Genomic DNA, 21,533 nt, shown 5'->3' with positions numbered 1-21,533 from the left:
AACTATGGCAATTTATGGAAGCCCCGATATCATGTGCGCCATGCGAACCTATACCCACCCCAACCCCGATGACCTGACCCTCGAGCGCCTGCTGTATGCGTTGAGCGACCCCGTGCGCCTGGGCATCGTACGCTGCCTGGCCGGCGTGGCCGAGGCCACCTGTGGCGAGCTGGACGGGGGGCGGCCCAAGTCCAGCATGTCCCACCATTTCCGTGTGCTGCGCGAGGCCGGGTTGGTGCAGACCCGCAACGTGGGCACCATGCACATGAACTCGTTGCGCCGCGAGGTGCTTGAGAGCCGCTTTCCCGGGTTGCTGGGCACGGTGCTGGCCCAGCGCTGAGCGAGTGAATGAACGGTTGATGGACTGATGGCGAAGTGGCCGTCAGGCTTGAACTCGTTCTTCCAGGATAGGCATTGGCATTGACTGCCTTGGGCCCGCACGCCTTTCCACGAGCCGATCCTGATGTAGGTACCCCGGCAGCAATGACCCAGCAAAGCGTGCCGAGCAAGGGCCTCACACCCAGCCGCGGGCCTGTTCGATGAAGTGCAGCACCGCGCTGGCGCGCTCGTCGATGCGCGAGATCAGCGACAGTTCGCTGACCATTTCCGGCTGTGCCAGGGGGTGGATGCGTACCCCCGGCATCGCCAACCGCGTCACCGGTTCGGGCACGATACTCAGGCCGATGCCCGCGGCCACCAGCCCGGGAATGCTCATCAGCGACGGCACGTACATGATGTTTTCCGGGTGCAGCTGGCATTGCCGGCAGGCGTGCAACGTGTGCGAGGTCAGGCCGATGCCGGCGCTGTCCTGCAGGAACACGAACTTCTCGTGGCGCAGCGTCGCCAGTTCACCGTTGAAGGTCTCGGCCAAGGCGTGATTGTCCGGCATCAGCAACACCAGGCGCGAATGGCTGAACGGGTGGGTGCGCAGCCGATCGGGCAGGTGGTGCTTGAAGACCCGCGCAAAGGCCAGGTCCAGTGTGTGTTCAAGCAACATTTCCAGCTGAACGCGAATGCCCGCGTCCACCAGCGACACGGTCACTTCCGGAAAGGCGCTGAAGTAGTGGCGCAGCAAATGCGGCAGGTTGGCCTCGAACAGCGCCGAGTGGTAACCAATGTTGACCTCGCCCACTTCCCCCCGCCGGGCCCGCCAGGCCGCCGCGCTGGCCAGCTCGCTGGCTTCGATGGATTGCCGCGCATGTGGCAGGAACGCCGCCCCGGCGGCCGTCAGCGCCACCCCGCGGTTTGCCCGGCGGAATAGGCTCAAGCCCAGTTCGCGCTCCAGGCTGCGCATCAGTTGGCTCATTGCGGGCTGGGCAATGCCCAGCTGTTCGGCCGCGCGGCTGAAGTGTTGCAGGTCAGCAGCGAGGACGAAGGCTTTCAAGTGTCGCAATTCCATGGGCGGACTCATAAGGTTGGCTTATGCATTTGTGCTGTTTTCGATAATTATTCTGCAAGCCGTTTGCGTTAACGTCTACTCACTTCATCGATTCAAGCCCCATAACAATAACGACGAGCGCGCGCCCATGAGCACGACCAGCACCCCCACCCACGATCGGCCTATGTCACGCCGAGCGGTCAGTGCCGCCACTGTCGGCACGGCATTGGAATGGTTCGATTTCACCTTGTATGGCGCCGTGTCGGCGACCATCCTGCCCAAGCTGTTCTTCCCCTCCATGGAACCCACGGCAGGCTTGCTGGCGTCCTTGGCGACCTTTGGCGTGGGCCTGGCAGCCCGCCCCCTTGGCGCCATTACCTGTGGCTACCTGGGCGACACACTGGGGCGGCGCAACCTGATGCTGGCCACCGTAACCATGATGGGCATGGCGTCGGTGCTCATGGGGTTGTTGCCCACCTATGCGCAGATCGGTGTCTGGGCGCCCATGTTGCTGGTGTTGCTGCGTATCATCCAGGGCTTCGCGCTGGGCGGCGAGTCCACCGGCGCTCAGCTGATGGCCTTGGAACACGCGGCGCCGGATCGCCGAGGCCGCTCTTCGGGGCTGCTGGGACTGTGCTCGCCGCTTAGCCAGATACTCGCAAACGGGGTACTGATGGGGCTGGCTGCCACCCTGTCGGCCGAACAGTTCGACGCCTTTGGCTGGCGCATACCCTTTGTGCTCAGCTTCGTGCTGGTGGTAGTGGGCATCTTCATCCGCCTCAAGGTCGATGAAACCCCGGCGTTCGTGGCGCTGAAGAAAGCCCCGGCGAAACAGGCAGATAGCCCGCTGGCGTCGGCCTTGGGCAGTCACTACAAGACCATCGTGCGGTTGATGCTGTTTTTCTGCTCGCCCGCAGCGCTGTTCTACCTGATTGTGATCTTTTCCCTCAGCTACCTGACCAAGCACCTGGGCATGACCCAATCCATGGGCTTCATGTCGCTGATGGTGGCGAACGTCTGCGCGATCTTCGGCGCGTTGGGCGGTGGCTACCTGTGTGATCGCTGGGGCCGCAAGAAGGCACTGGCGCTGGGCTCGTGCATGACGTTGCTGATCCTGGTGGTGTACTTCCCCATCCTCGACACGCAGAACGTCAGCGCAATCATGGCCATCATGGGCTTGTTCCTGGGGTTCACGCAGTTCCAGAGCGGTATTCAGCCGGTGGCCTTTGCCGAAAGCTTCCCCACCCACGTTCGTTACTCCGGTTCCGCCCTGGCCTACACCGGCGCGAACCTGCTGGTCGGCGGCCCAATGCCCATGGTTGCCGTGTGGCTGATGAGCCAGTCGGGCGGCTCGCCCTGGCCGCTGGTGTCGTTGTGCGCGGTGATCAACCTGGTGTCCCTGGGCATGATCCTGATCGGCCCGGAAACCCGCGGCGTCGACCTCAATGCCGTGGCCGAGGGCGCACCGGCAGACGCTCTTACACCCGCCATTCTTTCCAAATAACCCCCCAGGACGACCATGAACCGCACTGTTTTCGTACTCAACGGCCCCAACCTGAACCTGTTGGGGCGCCGTGAACCGCATATCTACGGGCATACCACCCTGGCGCAGATTCGCGAGGCCACCCTCAACCAGGCCCAGGCGCTTGACCTCGTGTGCGAGTTTCGCCAGACGAACCACGAAGGTGTCATGGTGGATTGGATTCAAGAGGCGTTCGAACAGGGCGCGGCGGTGATCATCAACCCCGCAGGCTTTTCATTTCACTCGATCCCTGTGCTCGATGCGCTGAAGGTCATTGATGCACCGGTGATTGAATTGCACCTGTCCAATATCCATGCGCGGGATGAGTTGCACCGGCATTCGATCATGTCCAGCGTGGTGGATTCGGTGATCTGCGGGATGGGCGCGCTGGGGTATCCGCTGGCGGTGCAGGCGATTCACGACCTGCTTGCGCGCGACAGCTGACATTGCCCAGGGCTTGGTGGCGCTGTCCCCTCAGCGCCACCAAGCCCCTGCGGCTACTTGATGAAGTTGTTCACCAGCAGGTCTTTCACATCCCCACCACGGCCACCCAGCACGGCCTTGGCCGAATACAGTGCCATGCCGGCCACCTGGGCGAATTCGACCTTGGCCGGCATCACCAACTCTTCGGGGTTGACCTTGACGTCCAGCAGCGCCGGCCCCGGTTGCGCGAGGAACGCCTGCACGGCTTCTTCCAGCTCGGCGCCGTCGCTGACCTGGCGCCCATACAAGCCCATCGCCCGCGCTACCTCGGCAAAGTCGGGGTTGTGCAGGTCGGTGTAGTTGTCCAGCAGCCCTTCGACTTTCTGCTCGATCTGCACGAAGTTCAGCGAGGCGTTGTTGTACACCACCACTTTAATGGGCAGTTTTTCCTGCACCGCGGTCAGCAGGTCGCCCAACAGCATGGCCAGGCCACCGTCACCCGACAGCGAGATCACCTGGCGGTTTGGGTAGGCTTTCTGCAAGCCCAGGGCCTGGGGCATGGCGTTGGCCATGGTGCCGTGGCGCAGGCTGGTGAGGGTGCGGCGGGCACCGTTGACGTTGATGTGCCGCAACAGCCACACCATGGGCGAACCGCCGTCGCCGGTGAATAGCGCATCGCTGCTGGCGTGCTGGTCGAGCAGGTGCGTGAGGTACTGCGGGTGAATCAGCTCGCCGTCCCTGTGGCGTTGATCATGGGCCATGGCCTTGAGCGTCTGCTGGCGGTGCTTGAGGCATTCTTCCAGCCAGCCCACGGTGGTTTTCTCCTCGATCAGGGGCAGCAGCGCCTTGAGCGTCGGCCCCACGTCGCCCACCACACCCAGGTCCACGGGGTGGCGCCGGCCCAGATGCGCGCCTTTGCGGTCCACCTGGATAACCTTGGCCTTGGCGGGGTAAAACTGCTTCCAGGCGAAGTCGGCGCCCAACAGCAGCAGGGTGTCGCATTCCATCATGGCGTGGTAACCGGACTCCACGCCGAACACGCCGGTCATGCCCATGTTGTAGGGGTTGTCGTATTCGACGAAATCCTTGGCCCGCGAGGTGTGGGCAATGGGCGCCTTGAGCAGGCGAGCCAGTTCCACCAGTTCATCATGGGCACCCGCGCAGCCGAAACCGGCGTAGATCGAGACTTTCTTGCCGGCGGCGAGCAGGGCGGCGATTTGGGCCAACTCTTCAGGGTTGGGCTGGCTGACCGGGCGTGGGTGGTGGGCGGCGAAGGGCGCATCCGCCTTGACCTCGGCCATGCTGATGTCGGACGGCAAAATGATTACCGCCACGCCGCCCTCGTTCAGTGCAGTCTGGGCGGCAAGGGCAGTCACCCGGCGCGCCTGATCGGCGGTGTACACCTGTTCGCAGAACACCGTGCAGGGCCCGTAGATGGCCTTGAAGTCGACTTCCTGGGGGAAGTCCATGCCCAGCTCGCTGGTGATCACCTGGCTGGCGATCAGCACCATGGGCGCACCGTTGCGCTGGGCCTCGAACACGCCGTTGATGAAGTGCAACCCACCGGGCCCGCAGGAGCCTGCGCACGCCGTCAGCCGGCCACTGATAAACGACTCGGCCCCGGCCGCGAACGCCGCCACTTCTTCGTGGCGCATATGCACCCACTGGATGTCGCTGCGGTGAATGGCGTCGGTGACGTGATTGAGGGTGTCGCCAACGATGCCGTAACAATGACGGACGCCGGCGGCCTGGAGCGTTTCGATGACGATATCAGCGACTTTTTTGCTGGACATTGGGTTTCCTCGCAAAGGGGTGAGTGCTGAGGGTTTAGTCTCCCATGCACCCGGGGGAGTTCAGGTTTTTCAGGGTCAGACCAAAGTCGAGGAGGGCGGAGTACGCAGGTACTCACTGCGCATGCCCCGGGTTCACTGACGGCCGCTGCTACAGAGGGCGATGGTCGGAGCTGCCACCACGTGAGGCTGCCAAGGCTCGCGCCGCGTGCCAGCGACCGGCATGACACCGCCGAAGGTCCAGCGAACCTTTTCGCAGCGCCGACATGGCCGAGCTGGGATGCATTTCGTACAGAGCCTAAGGGGTTTCAATCAACAATTTCTGCAAAGCCTTGGGCGGCTGCCCGAACGCTCGCAGGAATGCCTGGCGCAAGCGCTCGCGATCGCCAAAGCCGGTTTCCCGGGCGATCACTTCCACCGGGTGGCGGCTGGTTTCCATCATGGCCCGGGCGGCTTCCACGCGCAGCGACTCGATAGCCTTGGCTGGCGTGCGCCCGGTTTCCTCACGAAACACCCGGCTGAACTGCCGGGGGCTGAGCCGCGCCACGGCAGCCAGGGCGTCCACCGACAAGTCGTCGCGCAGGTTCTCGCGGGCATAGGCCAAGGCCAGTTGCACACGGTCGGACTTGGGGTCCAGCTCCAGCAATGCCGACAGCTGTGACTGCTCGCTGCCTCGGCGCTGGGCAATCACCAGTTTGCGCGCGACTTTGCGCGCCAGATCGCTGCCCAAGTCGTTTTCCACCATTGCCAGGGCCAGGTCCAGGCACGCGCTCATGCCGGCACAGGTCCACAGGTGGCCATCCACCACGAACAGCTTGTCTTCTTCCAGGTGAATGTGGGGGTAGCGCTTCTGGAAGCTGGGGGCGTGCAGCCAATGGGTGGTGGCGCGCCGTCGGTCCAGCAGCCCGGCTTCGGCCAGCACGAAGATGCCCATGCACAACGACACCACGCGTCGCGATTGCGCGGAGGCGGTGGTCACGCAGGCCAGCAGGCTGGTGTCCGGCAGTTGATAGTCCAGGTAGCCACTGATGATCAGGGTGTCGTAGCCCTCGTCGCGAAGGGGCGTGGTGTTCACCGAAAAGCCCTGCGAGGACATCACCGCTCCGCCGGTTTCCGACACCAGGTGAAATTCGTACGCCGGCTCGCCACGCAACAGGTTTGCGCACTCGAACACCGAGCCGATGGACAGGCTGAGTGGCTGGAACTGCGGGTAAACGACAAGGGCAACGCTGTGCATGGGGCCATTCCGGGGAACATCGCGAAGGCGTTGATTGTCGACCAGGGAAGGGGAGCTGGCAACGCGTTTGTCATGGCCAGGCGAATGTCCGGAATCCTTGCGGATACGACATTGTGAGGGTTTGCCTGTCGCCCTACCATTCACTTCAACAGCCGAGACGACTGGTCTACTGAGCGGCAAGGAGCGATGAACATGAGTGACGCCAAGGCCGCCCGCCAACACATTCTGGACAGCGCACGGCCACTGGTAGGCAGCCGGGGTTTTGGTGCCGTGGGCCTCACCGAAGTGTTGAAGACGGCCGGCATTCCCAAGGGCTCGTTCTATCATTACTTTGCCTCCAAGGACGCCTTCGGTGAGGCCCTGCTGCAGGATTACTTCGACACCTACCTGCAACAGATGCAGCGCATCTTTGACGGTAACGAAGCGGAAAGCCGCAAGCTGCTGGCGTATTGGCAGCACTGGGCCGACAGCCAGGCCTGCAACACCGACGCGGGCAAATGCCTGGTGGTGAAGCTGGGCGCCGAGGTGGCCGACCTGTCCGACGCCATGCGTCAGGCGCTGGACCGCGGTACTGCACGCATCATCCAGTGCCTGGCTGACGCCCTGGCACGAGGGCAGCAACACGGCGCGCAGCCGCCCGAACAACTGGCCGCACAGCTTTATGCGCTGTGGCTGGGCGCCAGCGTCATGGCAAAGATTACCCGTACACGCCTGCCTTTCGACGAGGCCCTGGCCTTTACCCGTCAGGCACTGGGCACCCTTGACAGCTTTTGATTGAACCCTGAGGAAACGGCAATGAAAGTACTGATGGTTTTGACCTCGCACGACCAACTCGGCAACACCGGCCGTAAAACCGGTTTCTGGCTGGAAGAGTTCGCCGCCCCCTATTACGCCTTCAAGGACGCCGGCGCCGACATCGTGCTGGCATCGCCCGCTGGCGGCCAGCCACCGCTGGACCCTAAAAGCGACGAGCCCGACTTCCAGACCGAGCTGACCCAACGCTTCAAGGCTGACCCGGCCGCCCAGCAGGCGCTGGCCAGCACGGTTAAACTGGACAGCGTCCACGCCCAGGACTTCGACGGCGTGTTTTACCCGGGCGGCCACGGCCCGCTGTGGGACCTGGCTGAATCGCCGGTGTCCATCGCCCTGATCGAAGCCTTCGAACGCGCCGGCAAGCCCATTGCCTTCGTCTGCCACGCCCCTGGCGTGCTGCGCCACGTCAAGGCTGCCGATGGCCAGCCGCTGGTCAAGGGCCGTCGCGTGAGTGGCTTCACCAATTCGGAAGAAGAGGGCGTTGGCCTGACCGATGTGGTGCCGTTCCTGGTCGAGGACGAGTTCAAGGCGCTGGGTGCCCTGTACGAGAAAGGCCCGGACTGGCAGTCGTTCGTGATCGAGGACGGCAAGCTGATCACCGGCCAGAACCCGGGCAGTTCGGAAGCGGTGGCCAAGGCGTTGTTGAAGCAACTTGCCTGAGCTTTAAATCCAAGGAGTACGGATGTACTCCACCTCTGTCGGCCGGGCGAAGGCGGCGCTGACGCAGACAGGAACCTCGGCGTCACCGGCCACGACGGGCAAGGGGCATTGTCATAACCCGTCCGAGATTCTGGCGGGCATTGATACCGACGGGAGTGAGTGGTTGCGTCTTTTTCTCTCAGTGGCTCCAGCCCTAACGATGGTACGCTCTGCGCCATAGACTCCCCGAGTTAAGGCCGCCCGTTGTTTATTTCTCTAGATGGTCCCAAGGGGACCGGCAAGACCACTTTGCTGGAAACCGTCACGAAAGTACTGAGGGCTGACGGCAACAAAGTCATCCGGCTGTGCGAGAAGAAAAGCGACCCTTATCGGGGCGATACCATGGCCCTGGTCAATCAGCTCGCCAGAAACCCCAGTCGTGAGTTGGAGTGGCAGGTGTGCGAGCGCCTTGCCGACAGCCGCGCCTGGATCTCCGAGCAGGTGCTGCCCAGGCAGCCTGCGGGCAGCATCATCCTGATCGATCGTTGGTACCCGTCCGACGCAGCGTTTCGCCGGCTGGTCCCGTTTGCAGACATTCTCCAGTTGAACCTTGAGCGCAACGTGCGCGTGCCGGACCTGCATGTGGGGGTGGTCACCGACCCTGACACCTCATGGGCACGGGCTGCAGCGCGATCGCGTGGTTTGGGGAGTACGGTCATTCTCAATCAGCAAGAGCAAGTTGCCTGTACCGAGGCGTTCGAGCGGGCGGTGGCGGATAACGGTTGGGTGTTGTGCCGCAATGAGCGCACGGTTGAAGAGGCGACGATGCAGGTAGTGGCCGAGATATATCGGGTGCTTTGATGCTGCTCCAGATTGCTGCGCGGCACAGGGCCGCTTTTTTTCCCCGCGCCCGGCCAGGTAACCGGTTAACTGAGAAAGCCACCCAGGAGGCCATCGCCAACGGATGGGCTGGTCGGCTACGTCGGAGATGGCAAAGCCGATTTTGCCTTGAACTATGTGTGTCGCCCGTCTGACTAACACAGTGCAGCAAGCCCCCGGCCGGTTGGCCGGCCAGGCTTTTTTAGCTGTCCACTGGTAAATAAGGTCGGTTAATCATGAAGCGTGAACAGATCGAAGGTGTTGCAGAACAGGCTGCCGGCAAGGCTCAGAGCGCGGTAGGCCGCCTGCTGGGCGACTCGACGCTGGAAGCCGAAGGGGCAGGGCACCAGGCGTCTGGCCAACTGACCAAGACTTATGGGGATGCACTGGATAACGTGTCTACCTTTATCAAGGAAAAACCCGTCGCCGCCCTCGCCATTGGCGCCGCCGCACTGCTGGTGCTGAGCCGCCTGCTGCGTCGCTAGAACGGTTTGCGACTACACCGATCACCCTGGCAGGAGCTGCCGTCAGGCTGCGCAGAAGTCCGCAGGACCTTGGGCGGTGGGGGCGATCGCGGGCCCGCGGTGCGGGCCTTCGCAGCCTGGCGGCAGTTGCTACTGTGAATCAGGCATTGCTTTGCACACTGCGCCAGTGTTCGGTGGCAAAATCACCCTATACAGGATGATTTTGGAGATGTCTGTGCTTCGCATGCTCGAAAAAAGGCTCGACCCGTTTCCCCCGGATGAGCTGCCACCACCCCCTGACGGCTTGGCGCGGTTCATCTGGGCGTGCACGCGCGGCGCCCGTGGCTACGTGCTGGCGCTGGCGCTGCTGAGTGCGGGCGTGTCGATATACGAGGCATGGCTGTTCTCGTTCCTGGGGCAAGTGGTGGACCTGCTGTCGACGTGGCAAGCCGGCGCCGATGGCGGCCAGCAAGAGCGCCACATGCTCTGGGCCATCGGCCTGGTGCTGCTGGCCAGCGTTGGCCTGGTGGCGCTGCGCACCATGGTTCAGCACCAAGTGCTGGCGATCAACTTGCCGTTGCGGCTGCGCTGGGACTTCCACCGGCTGATGCTGCGGCAAAGCCTGTCGTTTTTCTCCGATGAGTTCTCTGGCCGGGTCACCACCAAGGTGATGCAGACGGCCCTGGCGGTGCGCGACGTGCTGTTCACCGTGATCGAGATCATTCCGGGCATTGGCGTGTATTTCATCGCCATCATCGCCCTGGCCGGTGCCTTCGATCTCAAGCTGATGCTGCCTTTCATGGCCTGGATTGTGTTGTTCGGCCTGGCCATGCTGTATTTCGTGCCCCGTCTGGGCCAGGTCGGCCAGGAGCAGGCCAATGCCCGGTCATCCATGACCGGCCGGATCTCGGACGCCTACACCAATATCACCACGGTAAAGCTGTTCTCGCACTCCAAGCGTGAAGCGCAATTTGCGCGCGCGGCGATGGAGGACTTCAAGCACACCGGTTTTCGGCAGATGCGCCTGGTCAGCCAATTTGAAATCGTCAACCAGGCGCTGGTGGTCGCGCTCATCCTGGGTGCAGGCGGCTACGCCCTGTGGCTGTGGCATCAGGGCCAGGTGGGCACTGGCGCCGTCGCGGCGATCACCGCCATGGCGCTGCGCATCAATGGCATGTCGCACTGGATCATGTGGCAGATGACGTCCCTGTTCGAAAACATCGGCACCGTGCAGGACGGCATGGCCACCTTGACGCGCGGCCCCAAAGTGCAGGATGTGGAGGGTGCCGGCACGCTGACCACCACCGGCGGCGCGGTCTCGTTCGACAACGTGGACTTCAACTACAACGGTGAACGCCAGGTGCTCAATGGCTTGACCCTGCACATCCGCGCCGGCGAAAAAGTTGGCCTGGTAGGCCGTTCGGGCGCAGGCAAATCCACCCTGATCAACCTGCTGTTGCGTTTCTACGACGTGGACAATGGTGTGATCCGCATCGATGGGCAGAACATCGCCGAGGTCAGCCAGGACAGCCTGCGCAGCGCCGTGGGCATGGTGACCCAGGACACCTCGCTGCTGCATCGTTCCATCCGTGACAACATCGCCTACGGCCGGCCCGACGCCACCGACGCGCAAATCCGCCGCGCGGCGGCCAACGCCCAAGCGGACGGCTTCATCAACCAGCTCAGTGACCGGGACGGCCATTCAGGCTACGACACCCTGGTGGGGGAGCGTGGCATCAAGCTGTCGGGCGGCCAGCGCCAACGCATCGCCATCGCCCGGGTGATGCTCAAGAACGCGCCGATTCTGCTGCTGGACGAGGCCACCAGCGCACTGGACTCCGAGGTGGAAGTGGCGATTCAGGAAAGCCTGGATGAGATGATGCAGGGCAAGACAGTGATTGCCATTGCTCACCGCCTCTCCACCATCGCGGCGATGGACCGGCTGATCGTGATGGATGAGGGGCAGATTATCGAGCAAGGCACTCATGCGGATCTGCTGGCCAAAAACGGCACGTATGCACGCTTGTGGCAGCATCAGAGTGGCGGGTTTCTGGGCGAGGACCAGGGCGTGATGGAGGTAGCGGAGTAGCGAGGAGGGCGTGTCAGCGAGGTTTTGCGTTGAAAATCTCGCTGGCAAGCCAGCTCCCACACTTCACGCCGCTTGGGCGTTGCCTTCAGCAGCGTCGCTGGCTTCATCCATTGCTGCCTGCAAATCCTCCGTGACTCGCAACTCCACCCCGGTCGGCGACATCTGCGCCGCTGCCGCGAAGGGCGCGGCACTTTCCGGCGCGGCGCGTTGGGTGCGGCGCCAGGCGAACCAGGCCACCATCAGCGCATTGAGCAGGGCGAATGCCCAGAACAGCCCGTTGTCGCCGACCTTGGCCATCAACTGACCCACCGTCATCGGGCTCAGCGCCGAGCCGATGGAGTTGATCAGCAACAACCCTTGAATCATCGGCACCACGGCGCCGGCCGGTGCCCGATCGGCCGAGTGGCTGACCGCCACCGGGTAAATCGCGAAAATCCCGCCCCCCAGTAGAAACAACGCCACGGCCAGCAGCCAGCCGGACACCGGCAGCACGATAATGCCCACCGACAGCGCCAGGCACCCCGCGCACAACACCATTAACACCCATTGGCGGTCCTGACGGTCGGACCAGCGCCCCACAGGGTATTGCAGCACCATGGCGCCCAGGATCACGCAGGCCATCATCTGCCCCACCTGGCTCAGGTCCATGCCGCGATGCTGCAAGTACAGCGGCAGCAAGGTATAGACCGCCGCGATGGCGACCCCGGAACCAAAGCAGCCCATCACGCCCGTGGGCGTGACACGCAGCAATTGCCGCGGGCTCAAGGCCTCCACCCGTTCCACCAGCGGCGTGACGCGGGGAATCATCACCACCGGCATCACCGACAGCGAGGCCAGCATGCCCGCGATCAAAAACGGCGCGCTGTCACCCAGCCCCGACACCAGCCCAATGGCCGCCTGCCCGAACATGCCCGACCCGTACAGCGCAATCATGTACACCGCCAGCACGCGACCGCGCGCTTTCGGGTCCGAGGCCAGCAACAGCCAGCTCTCGATCACCAAGTACACGCCCACGCACGCCCAGCCATTGATCAGGCGCAGCACGAACCAGGCACTGATGTCGCTGCCCAGCCCCTGCAACAGCACGGTGGCGGCGATCACCGAGGCGAAGCAGCTGTAGGCGCGGATATGGCCGATGCGCAGAATCAGCCGGTCATTGAAAAACGAGCCCAGGGCCAGGCCGATGAAATAGGCAGACGACACCCAACCGATTTGCAGGGCAGACGCCCCCGCAGCGTCGAGACGCAGGGTGGTGATGGACGACAGCAGGCCATTGCCCATGCTGACGATAAACAGCCCAAGCAAAGGCGCCAGCGCCATGGCCAGGAGTTGTGGAGACATTGAAACCTCGGGTGTGAATACACTGACGCGACGTGGCGATGGGCTGCTGGCGGGATGATCAGGCGGCGCAAAAGGCTTTAGTACGCGGCCGCCAGGTGCGGCGGGCGCGCAGATTCTAGGGGTTTTTTGGCGTTTGGCTAGTGCCGTCTGGCGTGCAGGGGGATAGCAGGCGGGGGGTGGGACGTTTTGTCGCGGCGCGAAGGGGCGGCTGGGCAATTGGCAGGCCCGCTGATCACTCTCTATTTACCTTCGTAGATGCACCACCCTGCAGCTGCAACGCGGCATGGCCGAGCTGGGACGCATTTCGTACAGAGCCTAACGAACACGCCCAGCTACAGCGACAACGAATCGATCAGGGCGCTTATTTCATCGGGGGTCAGCAAGCCAGCCGGGTAGCGTCCCTGGAGCATCATGACCGCCGTGCGGTCTGCTTTGGGCGCGCAATGGGACTCGGTGACCCACCTTGCCAGGGCGCGTCGTTGGTCGTCGCTGATGGGGCGTAACGCGCTCGCCTGGTGTTTGGGACGTGGAATCATCATCGCGCCTCCTCAGCGGTATGCGTTAAAACTACGTCGAGAATGTTACAAAAGTACAGCTGAAACGATTCTTCATGGGGTGGCTATTAGTCGCAGGGCCAAATGCACAAGTGATTGCTCGGCCCCAAGGTGATGAGGACCTGATGGCTAGGACGTCGGCGGAGCGGTTTGATTGGTTGTGGCATTACGACCTCGAAGCTGACCTGTCGGATGCACGGGATCGATTGCGGTGGGGGCGGCCTGCCTGAGCGCGTGGCCCACTGTGAAGCAGTTACCGGCCTGGCGTGTGTGGGAGCGGGTTCTACCCGCGAAAGCGCGCTGCGGTGTTTCAGATAATGCGCGGATGCTTTTTGCGAGTAGCCAGCGCGGGCGGGAATTGGGTTACTACGCAGAAGGGTGAGTCGAATTAGGTTTCGGCTTGGACAGAAACGGTTAAACCAAGCTGCGGCAACGTTAGCGCAATTCCGTAGATTGGACTTGCCCCTACAAAACCGGGCATCCCGGTTTTGGTCAACGTCGTCAGTTATCAACAGTGCCGTAGTAAACCTCAGGACGTAGGCGCTACGTTGCAGTATATGGTCGTTGGCATGATCCACCTACACATTGACCTGCGACCACCTGCCATATGCGACGCTCGCCGCCCTTGAAAAGCCAACGGCTTATTTGAGGTCGCCTGATGCGGCTGGCTATCGCATTTGGCTGTCGATGTACCTCTCATGAAACTCATATGCCCTGCTGATGTGCACTCTGCCAAACGGCGAATGCGTCGGCTGACAACGTACAAGCATTCGCCACTCCTCATAGGTGTTGACGACATAACTAAAGGAAGCATTGGGAAAGCGTGCGTCCAGAATGTCGGGCAAAAAAGGGGCCCTCAAAGGCCCTTATCTCAAACACAAATCACTCGATTAACCAAAACTCAAAGGTCGCGGCGCCATGCCTTCTCTTTCGAAGGCTTAAGCGTTTTGATAGCCGTATACATTCAATTCCGCATCTGCTCACGCTTCACTCACATAGGCTGGGGCGATGGAAAAGTCCAAGCACCAGACAATATCTCTGCGCGAGGACGGTAGAGCCTAACGGTATAGTTCCAGCCTAGGGCTATGGGCAGGCAATTTGCCATGCTCGCTTCGCATCCGCCGAACTGAACCACAATAGAGCCGTCAGGTGCTTGCTTCGCAGTGAGGTTATTCAAGGTGTAAGCGTTCTGCTTATTCTTTTCGTAATAGCCTTGGGCGTTATAAACACTCACAGACCAGAAACCATCCACGGGTACATCTTTTACCGTCAGACGGTAAACGGTTTTTCCGTCGTTCTTCTCGGGCGTCACGTTGAGATACGTTGCGTCTTTATCAGGATTTCCACCCCATGCGGAGGCCGAACCTAAAAGATGGCGAATAGGATCAACCTCCTCGGGCGTTCCGAATGCTTTTTTGAAATCAGGAATGGTTGAGGAAAGCACCAAAAGCGCATCGCGAACCTTTTTCTGGCTGACAGCATCCCATTTTGGAAGACTGAGGCTGCCCGCACTGGCCTGTTCCACTTTTATCCCGTCCTGTAGCGCGTGAACCTTTTTTACGTCTTCCACATTATTGGGATCGACTAAGGTGCGGATCGCCGTCACTACATAGCGAGTACCAACGGATTCGCGGGTTAGCACATGCTTGCCCGCCCCGTAAAAAACATTCGGCACATAGTGATCTTCGTTAATCACCTGCATCGCCATGAACCGTTTGCCTGGATCCGGCAAGGTGATAGTCACCGGCCCCGCATCAAGATCGAATACCCCGGAGGAGTACATCGTATCCCTGTTCAACCGGACAACCGTTTGGTGGTCAATCGATGCCAGCTCCCTGCGATGCAGCATCTTGCCAAGCCCTCCCTGCTTGAACAGAGAGTTAATATAAAGATCCGATTCTGCTCGGACGAAATTATCAACCGTCACCGGTTTGACCGCCGATGCTTCGGCGGCATCTTCAGCGTTCACTGACCAAGAAATGCCGACAAGCAGAAAGACAGAAGCTACACGTACTGAGATGTTTTGCATTTTTATAACTTCCAAGTTAGAGGCCGGAACGTTGATTGAAGCGTTACTCGCATTACCATGCGTATTGAAGACGCAACGTCCACGTGTTTACGTCGGGAGAACCTGTACGCTCTGATACGGTGTCCGAATAGGCAATCAGGCCTCCAAACTGGGGAGAAAGCATGAATCCTACGCTGGCACCCAATAAGGCGTTTTCTTGTTTATTGTCCTGCCAGTTGCCATCGATTTTAGTTTCGCCGCCTCGGTTGTAGGTAGCATCGAGCGATGCCCAAAGCGCACGATTGATCGTGTAGCTGTAATGCCCTTCGACGGCATACAGAGGCTTCTGTTCGAGTTTGCTGTCGCCTTGATATTCATCGTTGTCTCCGTACAGCGAGACGTACGTATTGAATTCGAGCCAGGTCGGACCCAGAGGCGTACCGAAAGCCAGTTCAGGCTTGAACGCCCACCGATTAGACCCGATATTGATGATACGATCCTTGTCGTAGTCCCCGGTGGGTGCCGTGATCCACAACGCTCCACTCAGGAAGGTTTCGGGTGTCCAATTGGCGAATTCTTCTTTGGTCAGAGCTGGGCCGCCAAAGAGGTTGTGCACGAGCACTACCTGGGTATCGGCCATCCCTCCGTTGTGCTTGGTGCCATCAAAAAATCGCGCGTTATCGAATGACGCTGAAATGTCAGCGTAGGGCTGCAGAATCTGAATGGCGCTGTTGCGTCCGTCCACTGCAAACGAGCGGGCGTATCTCGCGATGTAAAGATTGGCATCCAGTGACAACCCCTTGATGGGCAGTGACGTATCAATGGGCGTATTGGTATCGATACGGTTATAATAACCGAACACCATATTCAGATCGGTGGGCAGGTTCTGCCAATCCCGCGCATTGTCTGCATGAGCAAACAGAGGGATTGCTATCAGCGCCATGCCCACCAAGTGCCTAACATACTTCTTAGATTGCATGCGTCAGCTCCTGAGCAACTGAATGATTACTTCGCAGCCGGCATCAGCATTGGTAGTTTCCACTTCCCTTCAGAAAATTTGGCAGTCGGCATGTAGATCCTCAGGACGCCATAAAACGGGCCATTCGGGGCCGGTAGCCAATTGCTTTCCTTGTCCTTGCCAGGTGACTCATGTTGCACATACAGAGTGAGTCCACCGTCCGGATCCATTCGAAGTTGATCCAGCATCCGGGAGTTGATCAGGTAACGGTTGATTGGGTTTTCCACCAAAAGCTTGGTATTACCGTCGTACATGGTCAAAGACCAGAACGCTTGCGCTGGCGGTAACTCGCCGTTGTCGAAGTGAAGCGTGTAGGTTTTCTGCGCGGCATTGACCGGGCTGCCTTGAGCATCGGTGAAATAACCGATGTAGCTCGCTTCAGACGAGGAATTGCCAAAGATGCCGACGTTCGCACCGACGTAACGGTACAGGTAGTTGTTTTTCAGGTGTTTGCGCGTGCCAAAAAAATCACCACTCTCTACTTGGTGTGTATCAATCTTTGCCTTTTTGAACTCGGCAAACTCAGCCTTGCCAGCGTCGATGCCGCGTTGCAGCCCGGCTATCTGGTCTGCGCTGAGCTTCCCTTCGTCAAATGTCTGTCCCGGCCCAACGCCTATCTTGTTGAACCGTTCAAACAATACTTTCTCGCTCGCGACTGGTTGCGCAAAACCAAGCATGAAATCCAGGTAGCGGAACAGCGCTGGAGTTTCGCTCATGTTCGCCTGCGGCTGTGGCCAGTTGATGTCTGGCGCAGCGACAGGCGCTGATTTTTTCAGGTAGGAACTCAGAGGTTGGACTGCGTACCCTTGCTGAATGTTTTTGACATTAGCTAAGTCCTTTTCATCGAATAGCTGAGTTCGAATGAGGACGTAAACGATGTCGCCTTCGCTCTTAAGCGTCTTAGCAATGCCGGATGGAGTCGAACCTTTCCACCCAGGGCCTGCGACGAGAAAACTTCCACCTTGATTACCAGTAGTGCGCGTGCCCAGATAATCAAAATTGTGGGTGTACAAGTCGATCATTTGCGCTGAGTAATACCGGTTTTTTTCTATCGCAGGCATCGTTAGCACCTGCGGCTCGCTGCGTAAATCGAGCCATACAAATGAATAAGGCGTGTCTGAGTTTGGGGTAACGAACGCAGTGTCCTTGGGTGTGAACACTCGAGCCGTGTTACCAACTTTGTTGAACGGTGCCTTGTAATCAGGGCCGTCAGTCTTTACGGCTTGCGCGTACAAGGTTTTGTACATTTCAACGACAGGAAAGCCATATAGATAAGCCTCCTTGGCAATGGCTTCGGCCTCGCTAGGGGATGCAGTGAAATCGGCATGTGCGACCGGGCTCAACAACACTGCCGTAGCGGTTATAAGCAAACTACGTAACGATGTCATTCCTGACTTCTCCATGAGGGTATTCATTTACCAAAAGTTACGTTGAGCCCCGCAAACACAGTGAACTGAGGCACTCCAGGGCCTTCATGCTGCACAGTCCATTGAGGCTCAACATACGCATTGAGGATATTGCTGCCGGCCTTCCACGCTTTGCCGACCCCGAGCCCAATCGGAATGTAATGCGTGTCGTCCTTCAAATTGAAAGTCCAAGTACCTGTCGAGCGCAGGTACCAGCCTTTTAGAAGGTTGTGGATAACAAAGGGCTGGAGTGTGGCCGACTCGACGTGGGCTCTGTCACTGTCACCAGCAAAGGAGCTTTGGTACTGAACCAATGCACCTAGCAAGCCACTTGGCGAAGCATCAATTGCTACGGCTGCGAGTCCCGCCTGCCACTTCCCTGTTCCCAATTCGTCATGGGCCGCAGTTGGCGCAGTTATCTGCGGGCCTATACCCAGTTGAATGCCTTCCGTTTTCAGCAAGAAAATATCGAAAAGATTCAAATCACCAATACCTGTGCTGTATCCCCCGTGCGGGTCTGGGCGGGTACTGAACGGCACTGTCGCTCTGAGCAATTGAGGGACAGGTGAAAAATCGTTCGGGGCAACAGGCAGCGTTCCCCGCACCAGTGCGTCATTGGTATGGACGTTGGTGTCATACAGTTCAGGGGTGTAGTAATCCTGAAGGTTGAGCCCTGGTGCCAGGTTCAAGGGGTTGTTGCTTTTGTTAGCGGTGTCCGCATTATCGCCAAGCGCTTCGTGCATGCAGATTAGACCTACCGCGAGCGCAAGGACCTTAACTATGGGGTTCCTTTCCATACTACAGTCGCTCATAAGGTCAAAGGTTGAAAATCAATTTCATCCAACTCATTGATGTTAGGCGCAGGTCACGATTACGCAAGGCACGGACAAAATATAGTTAGATGGATTTTTTTCTGCAATCAACCTAGTGCTCCCATGTGGCGAGGAAACACCTTCTGGCATTAGCCTATCTGTGTAAGCTATAGGGCGATTATTAGCATTTTCTTGCAATAATTTCGTAAGTACACAAAATATTGCTTCGGCGTTAGGCGATGCGCCTGGCTGGCCTGCTGTGGGTGAACGTCAGTGCGATTATTTGCATAGGCAAGGAGGAGGGTGGTGACGCCTTCCGCAGTGACTAGTCACCGCTGCAAACTGCTCAATTGTAAACGCGCAGACATTCCTGATTCACGATGCCCAAACCCCTGAACTACCTCGTCGATGACTCTCGATGAGGTGCGTATCAACGATGCCGGTGGCCTCCATCAGCGCATACAGGGTGGTCGGGCCCACGAAGGTAAATCCGTTTTCCCGAAGCGCTTTGCTGAGCATCAACGACTCGGCTGACGTTGTGGGTACGTCGGCCATGGTCTTCGGCGCAGGCGTCGTCGACGGTTGGAACGACCAGATGAAAGCTGCCAAACCTCCCTGGTCCCTGAGGCGGACCGTTGCTTGTGCATTCTGGATCGTGGCGAGCACCTTGGCTCGATTCCGTACGATGCCTGGATCCGCCATCAGACGTTCAATATCAGCTTCATCAAAGGCGGCCACGATATCGGGGTCAAACTGCTTGAACGCCCGCCGGAAAGCTTCGCGCTTGCGCAAGATCGTCACCCAGGACAGGCCTGATTGAAATGCTTCCAGGCTCAGGCGCTCGAACAAGCCACGCTCATCACGTACCGGGACACCCCATTCGGTGTCGTAGTAGTTGCGCAGGAGCAGGTCCGTGACAGCCCATGGCGGCCTTACGAGGCCGTCCTCGCATTTGACCGCATGGATGGGCTTTATCTTGGCTGGACGTGAGGGGGGCACCGCCATTGATGACGGGTCGATTTCGCCTTTCATTTTTTCAGGATGACCCGGTTTCAACTGGAGAATGGGCGGGGGGCCAGGCAAGCTTGATTTACCTCCGTTTCTGTTGGGTCGCTTTTGCGCCCCGCCCAGAGTACTTTCCTGGCCGCTTTATTTCTAGGCTCTTCTTCTGCACGCGCGTAACGCTCACGGAGAGAGTGGCTGGTTGAAGAGACTTGGTGTGCCAGGAGTGGGGAGAGTTGGCAGCCTGAGCGGCCTGAAATAACTTTTTTGCTGCCGAAGTGGCTGCTGGTGACAAGGGCCCTGCTTGCTCGCCATAGAATACGACGAGGGGGGAGCGCTCTTTCCGAATGGGCAGCAGGTCGCTGCGAGTCCAGCCTGAACCTGCCGCGCCTTTGCGAGCAGCCGGAGATCGTCTGGATAGATCGGCACTTTAGGATAAGCGTTTTCGAGATACTCCGTGATCGCAGACGACTCAGACAAGGCAAATCTGAGACGGCGATCGATACCAGTGTGCATAGGGTGAGTTCTCCACCCGGTGCCGGTTGAAGTCTGGACTGCCGTCGTCCCACCAGACAGGCCCGCGGTCACCAAGCGCAACTTTCGCGGCCTGAACGTTTGATCGAGCAAGCTTCATCTCTCCTGGATCACCTGATGCCTTCGCCGCCTTCACGGCCCGGCGCGCGCGCATCAGCTCACTCACTAGCCGCTGGCGTTCGTCGTTGCTCAGCGAGGGATTGGAGCAGCGCCACAGTTGCCCTTTGACAATGAAGTAACGACCGTCAGGGGTTGTCGGATTCATGGGCGGTGAACGCTGCAGTGAGCCATTTCGACCGTAACCGCACCGATGCAGGAGAACAGCGTAAAAGGTGGTCTTGAAGTGCGGGTAAAGCCTTTGATTGTGTAGCGGCAACCTAGGTAACCATCACCAAAATACCTTTGAGAACGGTGGCCCAGAATGTCGTCGATGGATTCGAAATACATTGGCATTCTTCCCAGCAGGAGACTTGTGAGGCACCAGCCTGTACGTTGCATTTCATGCCTCGAACGCAGCAATTTCCCTGTGAAACCAAAAGCGATGGCTGCCCGACGACTCGCGTCCGGCAGCCGGTTGTCTATGTTATGGGATGAGCAACGCTTTGATCGCGCGGCGCTCGTCCATGGCTTTGTAACCCTCCTCGACTTGATCGAGCGGCAGGGTCAGATCGAAGACTTTTCCGGGGTTGATCTTGCCGCTCCAAACGAGCTCGATCAGCTTAGGCAGGAACTGTCGAACGGGTGCTGGCCCGCCATGCAGATGCACATGTTCGAAGAACAGCTCTTCGGCATTGAGCGTCACCCCGTGAGGTACGCCGACGTAGCCGACATGGCCGCCTTGGCGCGCGGATTTGATCGCTTGCATCATTGACTCGTGGGTTCCAACGCATTCGAGTACGGAGTCTGCGCCTAACCCGTCAGTCAGTTCGAGAATACGGGCTACGCCTTCATCACCTCGTTCGATGACGATATCCGTGGCCCCGAATTCCACTGCGAGCTTCTGTCGAGATTCATGCCGACTCATGGCGATGATGCGCTTTGCACCCATCTGCTTAGCCGAGAGTACGCCGAGCAGACCGACAGCACCGTCTCCCACCACCACTACGGTAGCGCCGGGCACAACGTTGGCAGCTTTCGCGGCAAACCAGCCGGTTCCCAACACATCCGAAGTTGTTAGGAGGCTTGGAATCATCTCTGGCGACGGTATGCCGGGCGTGGCCACCAATGTCCCGTCGGCGAGAGGAACCCTCATCCTTGGTGCTTGTGCACCGCCTACGAACTCGGCGCTGTTACAGGATGATTGGTAGCCATGCTCACAGACCGGGCAGGTGTTGTCGGAAGCAAAGAATGAACCGATGACGAATTGGCCTGGCTTGATGGAAGTTACTGCTTCGCCGACTTGCTCGACGAAGCCGCAATACTCATGGCCCATGGGCATAGGTGCGGTGATGGCTTGAATACCACGGTATGGCCACAGGTCAGAGCCACATACACAAGCGGCTGCCACGCGGATGATTGCATCGGTGGGCTCAATTATCCGAGGCTCAGCAACTTCCTCGTAACGGATGTCTCGTGGCCCGTGTAGAACAGCAGCAAGCATAGTCATAACCCTTGTTTAGCTTCT

The 21,533-nt window shown here is 59.5% G+C and carries 20 protein-coding genes and 1 pseudogene; 8 read left to right on the top strand and 13 right to left on the bottom strand.

All coding sequences use genetic code 11. The annotated features are described in order from the left end of the window. Positions 1-4: 4 nt before the first annotated feature. On the top strand, positions 5-340 hold the full coding sequence (locus PMM47T1_RS21835; RefSeq protein WP_008373089.1) for an ArsR/SmtB family transcription factor: 336 nt from the start codon (positions 5-7) through the stop codon (positions 338-340). Positions 341-514: 174 nt separating this feature from the next. Here the strand turns inward: PMM47T1_RS21835 and PMM47T1_RS21830 are convergent, their stop codons facing one another. Further along, on the bottom strand, positions 515-1,399 hold the full coding sequence (locus PMM47T1_RS21830; protein ID WP_008373088.1) for a LysR family transcriptional regulator: 885 nt from the start codon (positions 1,397-1,399) through the stop codon (positions 515-517). A 127-nt stretch (positions 1,400-1,526) separates the two neighbouring features. Between PMM47T1_RS21830 and PMM47T1_RS21825 the strand changes: the two genes are divergently transcribed. Together PMM47T1_RS21825 and PMM47T1_RS21820 are read left to right on the top strand one after the other, a co-directional pair. Next, positions 1,527-2,882 carry an MFS transporter gene (locus PMM47T1_RS21825; protein WP_008373087.1) on the top strand — a complete coding sequence of 452 codons (1,356 nt, stop codon included), beginning with the start codon at positions 1,527-1,529 and terminating at the stop codon, positions 2,880-2,882. A 15-nt stretch (positions 2,883-2,897) separates the two neighbouring features. Further along, on the top strand, positions 2,898-3,344 hold the full coding sequence (locus PMM47T1_RS21820; protein ID WP_008373086.1) for a type II 3-dehydroquinate dehydratase: 447 nt from the start codon (positions 2,898-2,900) through the stop codon (positions 3,342-3,344). A 53-nt stretch (positions 3,345-3,397) separates the two neighbouring features. Here PMM47T1_RS21820 and PMM47T1_RS21815 read toward each other — a convergent pair whose 3' ends face one another. Both PMM47T1_RS21815 and PMM47T1_RS21810 read right to left on the bottom strand, forming a co-directional pair. Continuing rightward, complete coding sequence (locus tag PMM47T1_RS21815; RefSeq protein WP_008373085.1) at positions 3,398-5,116, bottom strand: ubiquinone-dependent pyruvate dehydrogenase; 1,719 nt, start codon at positions 5,114-5,116, stop codon at positions 3,398-3,400. A 295-nt stretch (positions 5,117-5,411) separates the two neighbouring features. Further along, a complete protein-coding gene (locus tag PMM47T1_RS21810; RefSeq protein ID WP_008373084.1) occupies positions 5,412-6,350 on the bottom strand; it encodes a GlxA family transcriptional regulator in 939 nt (312 codons plus the stop codon). A 192-nt stretch (positions 6,351-6,542) separates the two neighbouring features. Here PMM47T1_RS21810 and PMM47T1_RS21805 point away from each other — a divergent pair, with 192 nt between their 5' ends. The 5 genes from PMM47T1_RS21805 (at position 6,543) to PMM47T1_RS21785 (ending at position 11,234) form a co-directional block, all read left to right on the top strand. Beyond that, entirely contained in the window at positions 6,543-7,124 is a 582-nt protein-coding gene (locus PMM47T1_RS21805) for a TetR/AcrR family transcriptional regulator (RefSeq protein ID WP_008373083.1), read from the top strand. Between the two features lie 21 nt (positions 7,125-7,145). Then, positions 7,146-7,823, top strand: coding sequence for a type 1 glutamine amidotransferase domain-containing protein (locus PMM47T1_RS21800; protein WP_008373077.1), 678 nt, complete (start codon positions 7,146-7,148; stop codon positions 7,821-7,823). Positions 7,824-8,066: 243 nt separating this feature from the next. Then, positions 8,067-8,663, top strand: coding sequence for a dTMP kinase (locus tag PMM47T1_RS21795; RefSeq protein WP_008373075.1), 597 nt, complete (start codon positions 8,067-8,069; stop codon positions 8,661-8,663). 254 nt (positions 8,664-8,917) lie between these two features. Continuing rightward, positions 8,918-9,166 (top strand): CsbD family protein, encoded by a 249-nt coding sequence (locus tag PMM47T1_RS21790; protein WP_008373074.1) that lies wholly within the window; start codon positions 8,918-8,920, stop codon positions 9,164-9,166. 214 nt (positions 9,167-9,380) lie between these two features. Further along, the gene (locus PMM47T1_RS21785; RefSeq protein WP_043301387.1) at positions 9,381-11,234 is read left to right on the top strand and encodes an ABC transporter ATP-binding protein; all 1,854 of its coding nucleotides are present in this window, start codon (positions 9,381-9,383) and stop codon (positions 11,232-11,234) included. A 63-nt stretch (positions 11,235-11,297) separates the two neighbouring features. On the opposite strand, the gene PMM47T1_RS21780 is transcribed toward PMM47T1_RS21785, so the two are convergent. The 10 genes and pseudogenes from PMM47T1_RS21780 to PMM47T1_RS21745 all read right to left on the bottom strand — a co-directional run bounded on the left by PMM47T1_RS21780 (position 11,298) and on the right by PMM47T1_RS21745 (position 21,515). Next, positions 11,298-12,575: an MFS transporter gene (locus PMM47T1_RS21780; protein ID WP_043301377.1), complete on the bottom strand. Its 1,278-nt coding sequence runs from the start codon at positions 12,573-12,575 to the stop codon at positions 11,298-11,300. 332 nt (positions 12,576-12,907) lie between these two features. Further along, on the bottom strand, positions 12,908-13,114 hold the full coding sequence (locus tag PMM47T1_RS21775; RefSeq protein WP_008373071.1) for a hypothetical protein: 207 nt from the start codon (positions 13,112-13,114) through the stop codon (positions 12,908-12,910). Between the two features lie 1,006 nt (positions 13,115-14,120). Further along, on the bottom strand, positions 14,121-15,158 hold the full coding sequence (locus PMM47T1_RS21770) for a DUF1254 domain-containing protein (protein WP_008373070.1): 1,038 nt from the start codon (positions 15,156-15,158) through the stop codon (positions 14,121-14,123). A 52-nt stretch (positions 15,159-15,210) separates the two neighbouring features. Next, positions 15,211-16,116 (bottom strand): transporter, encoded by a 906-nt coding sequence (locus PMM47T1_RS21765; protein WP_008373069.1) that lies wholly within the window; start codon positions 16,114-16,116, stop codon positions 15,211-15,213. Between the two features lie 26 nt (positions 16,117-16,142). Continuing rightward, complete coding sequence (locus tag PMM47T1_RS21760) at positions 16,143-17,543, bottom strand: DUF1254 domain-containing protein (RefSeq protein ID WP_008373068.1); 1,401 nt, start codon at positions 17,541-17,543, stop codon at positions 16,143-16,145. A gap of 23 nt (positions 17,544-17,566) precedes the next feature. Continuing rightward, positions 17,567-18,304 (bottom strand): hypothetical protein, encoded by a 738-nt coding sequence (locus tag PMM47T1_RS21755; RefSeq protein WP_050990450.1) that lies wholly within the window; start codon positions 18,302-18,304, stop codon positions 17,567-17,569. A gap of 444 nt (positions 18,305-18,748) precedes the next feature. Beyond that, positions 18,749-19,378 carry a DNA-3-methyladenine glycosylase I gene (locus PMM47T1_RS21750; RefSeq protein ID WP_008373063.1) on the bottom strand — a complete coding sequence of 210 codons (630 nt, stop codon included), beginning with the start codon at positions 19,376-19,378 and terminating at the stop codon, positions 18,749-18,751. Positions 19,379-19,616: 238 nt separating this feature from the next. After that, a pseudogene (locus PMM47T1_RS30435) lies at positions 19,617-19,861 on the bottom strand (glutathione transferase); the annotation flags it as partial. Further along, on the bottom strand, positions 19,848-20,174 hold the full coding sequence (locus tag PMM47T1_RS29240; RefSeq protein ID WP_008373062.1) for a hypothetical protein: 327 nt from the start codon (positions 20,172-20,174) through the stop codon (positions 19,848-19,850). The gene PMM47T1_RS29240 and the pseudogene PMM47T1_RS30435, both read right to left, overlap by 14 nt. A gap of 318 nt (positions 20,175-20,492) precedes the next feature. Next, complete coding sequence (locus PMM47T1_RS21745; RefSeq protein ID WP_238536642.1) at positions 20,493-21,515, bottom strand: zinc-dependent alcohol dehydrogenase family protein; 1,023 nt, start codon at positions 21,513-21,515, stop codon at positions 20,493-20,495. Positions 21,516-21,533 lie beyond the last annotated feature (18 nt).

It is taken from the genome of Pseudomonas sp. M47T1 (assembly GCF_000263855.1).
Lineage (GTDB): Bacteria > Pseudomonadota > Gammaproteobacteria > Pseudomonadales > Pseudomonadaceae > Aquipseudomonas.
Note: the sequence above shows the minus strand (reverse complement) of the source record. Positions and strands in the feature narration are given on the sequence as shown.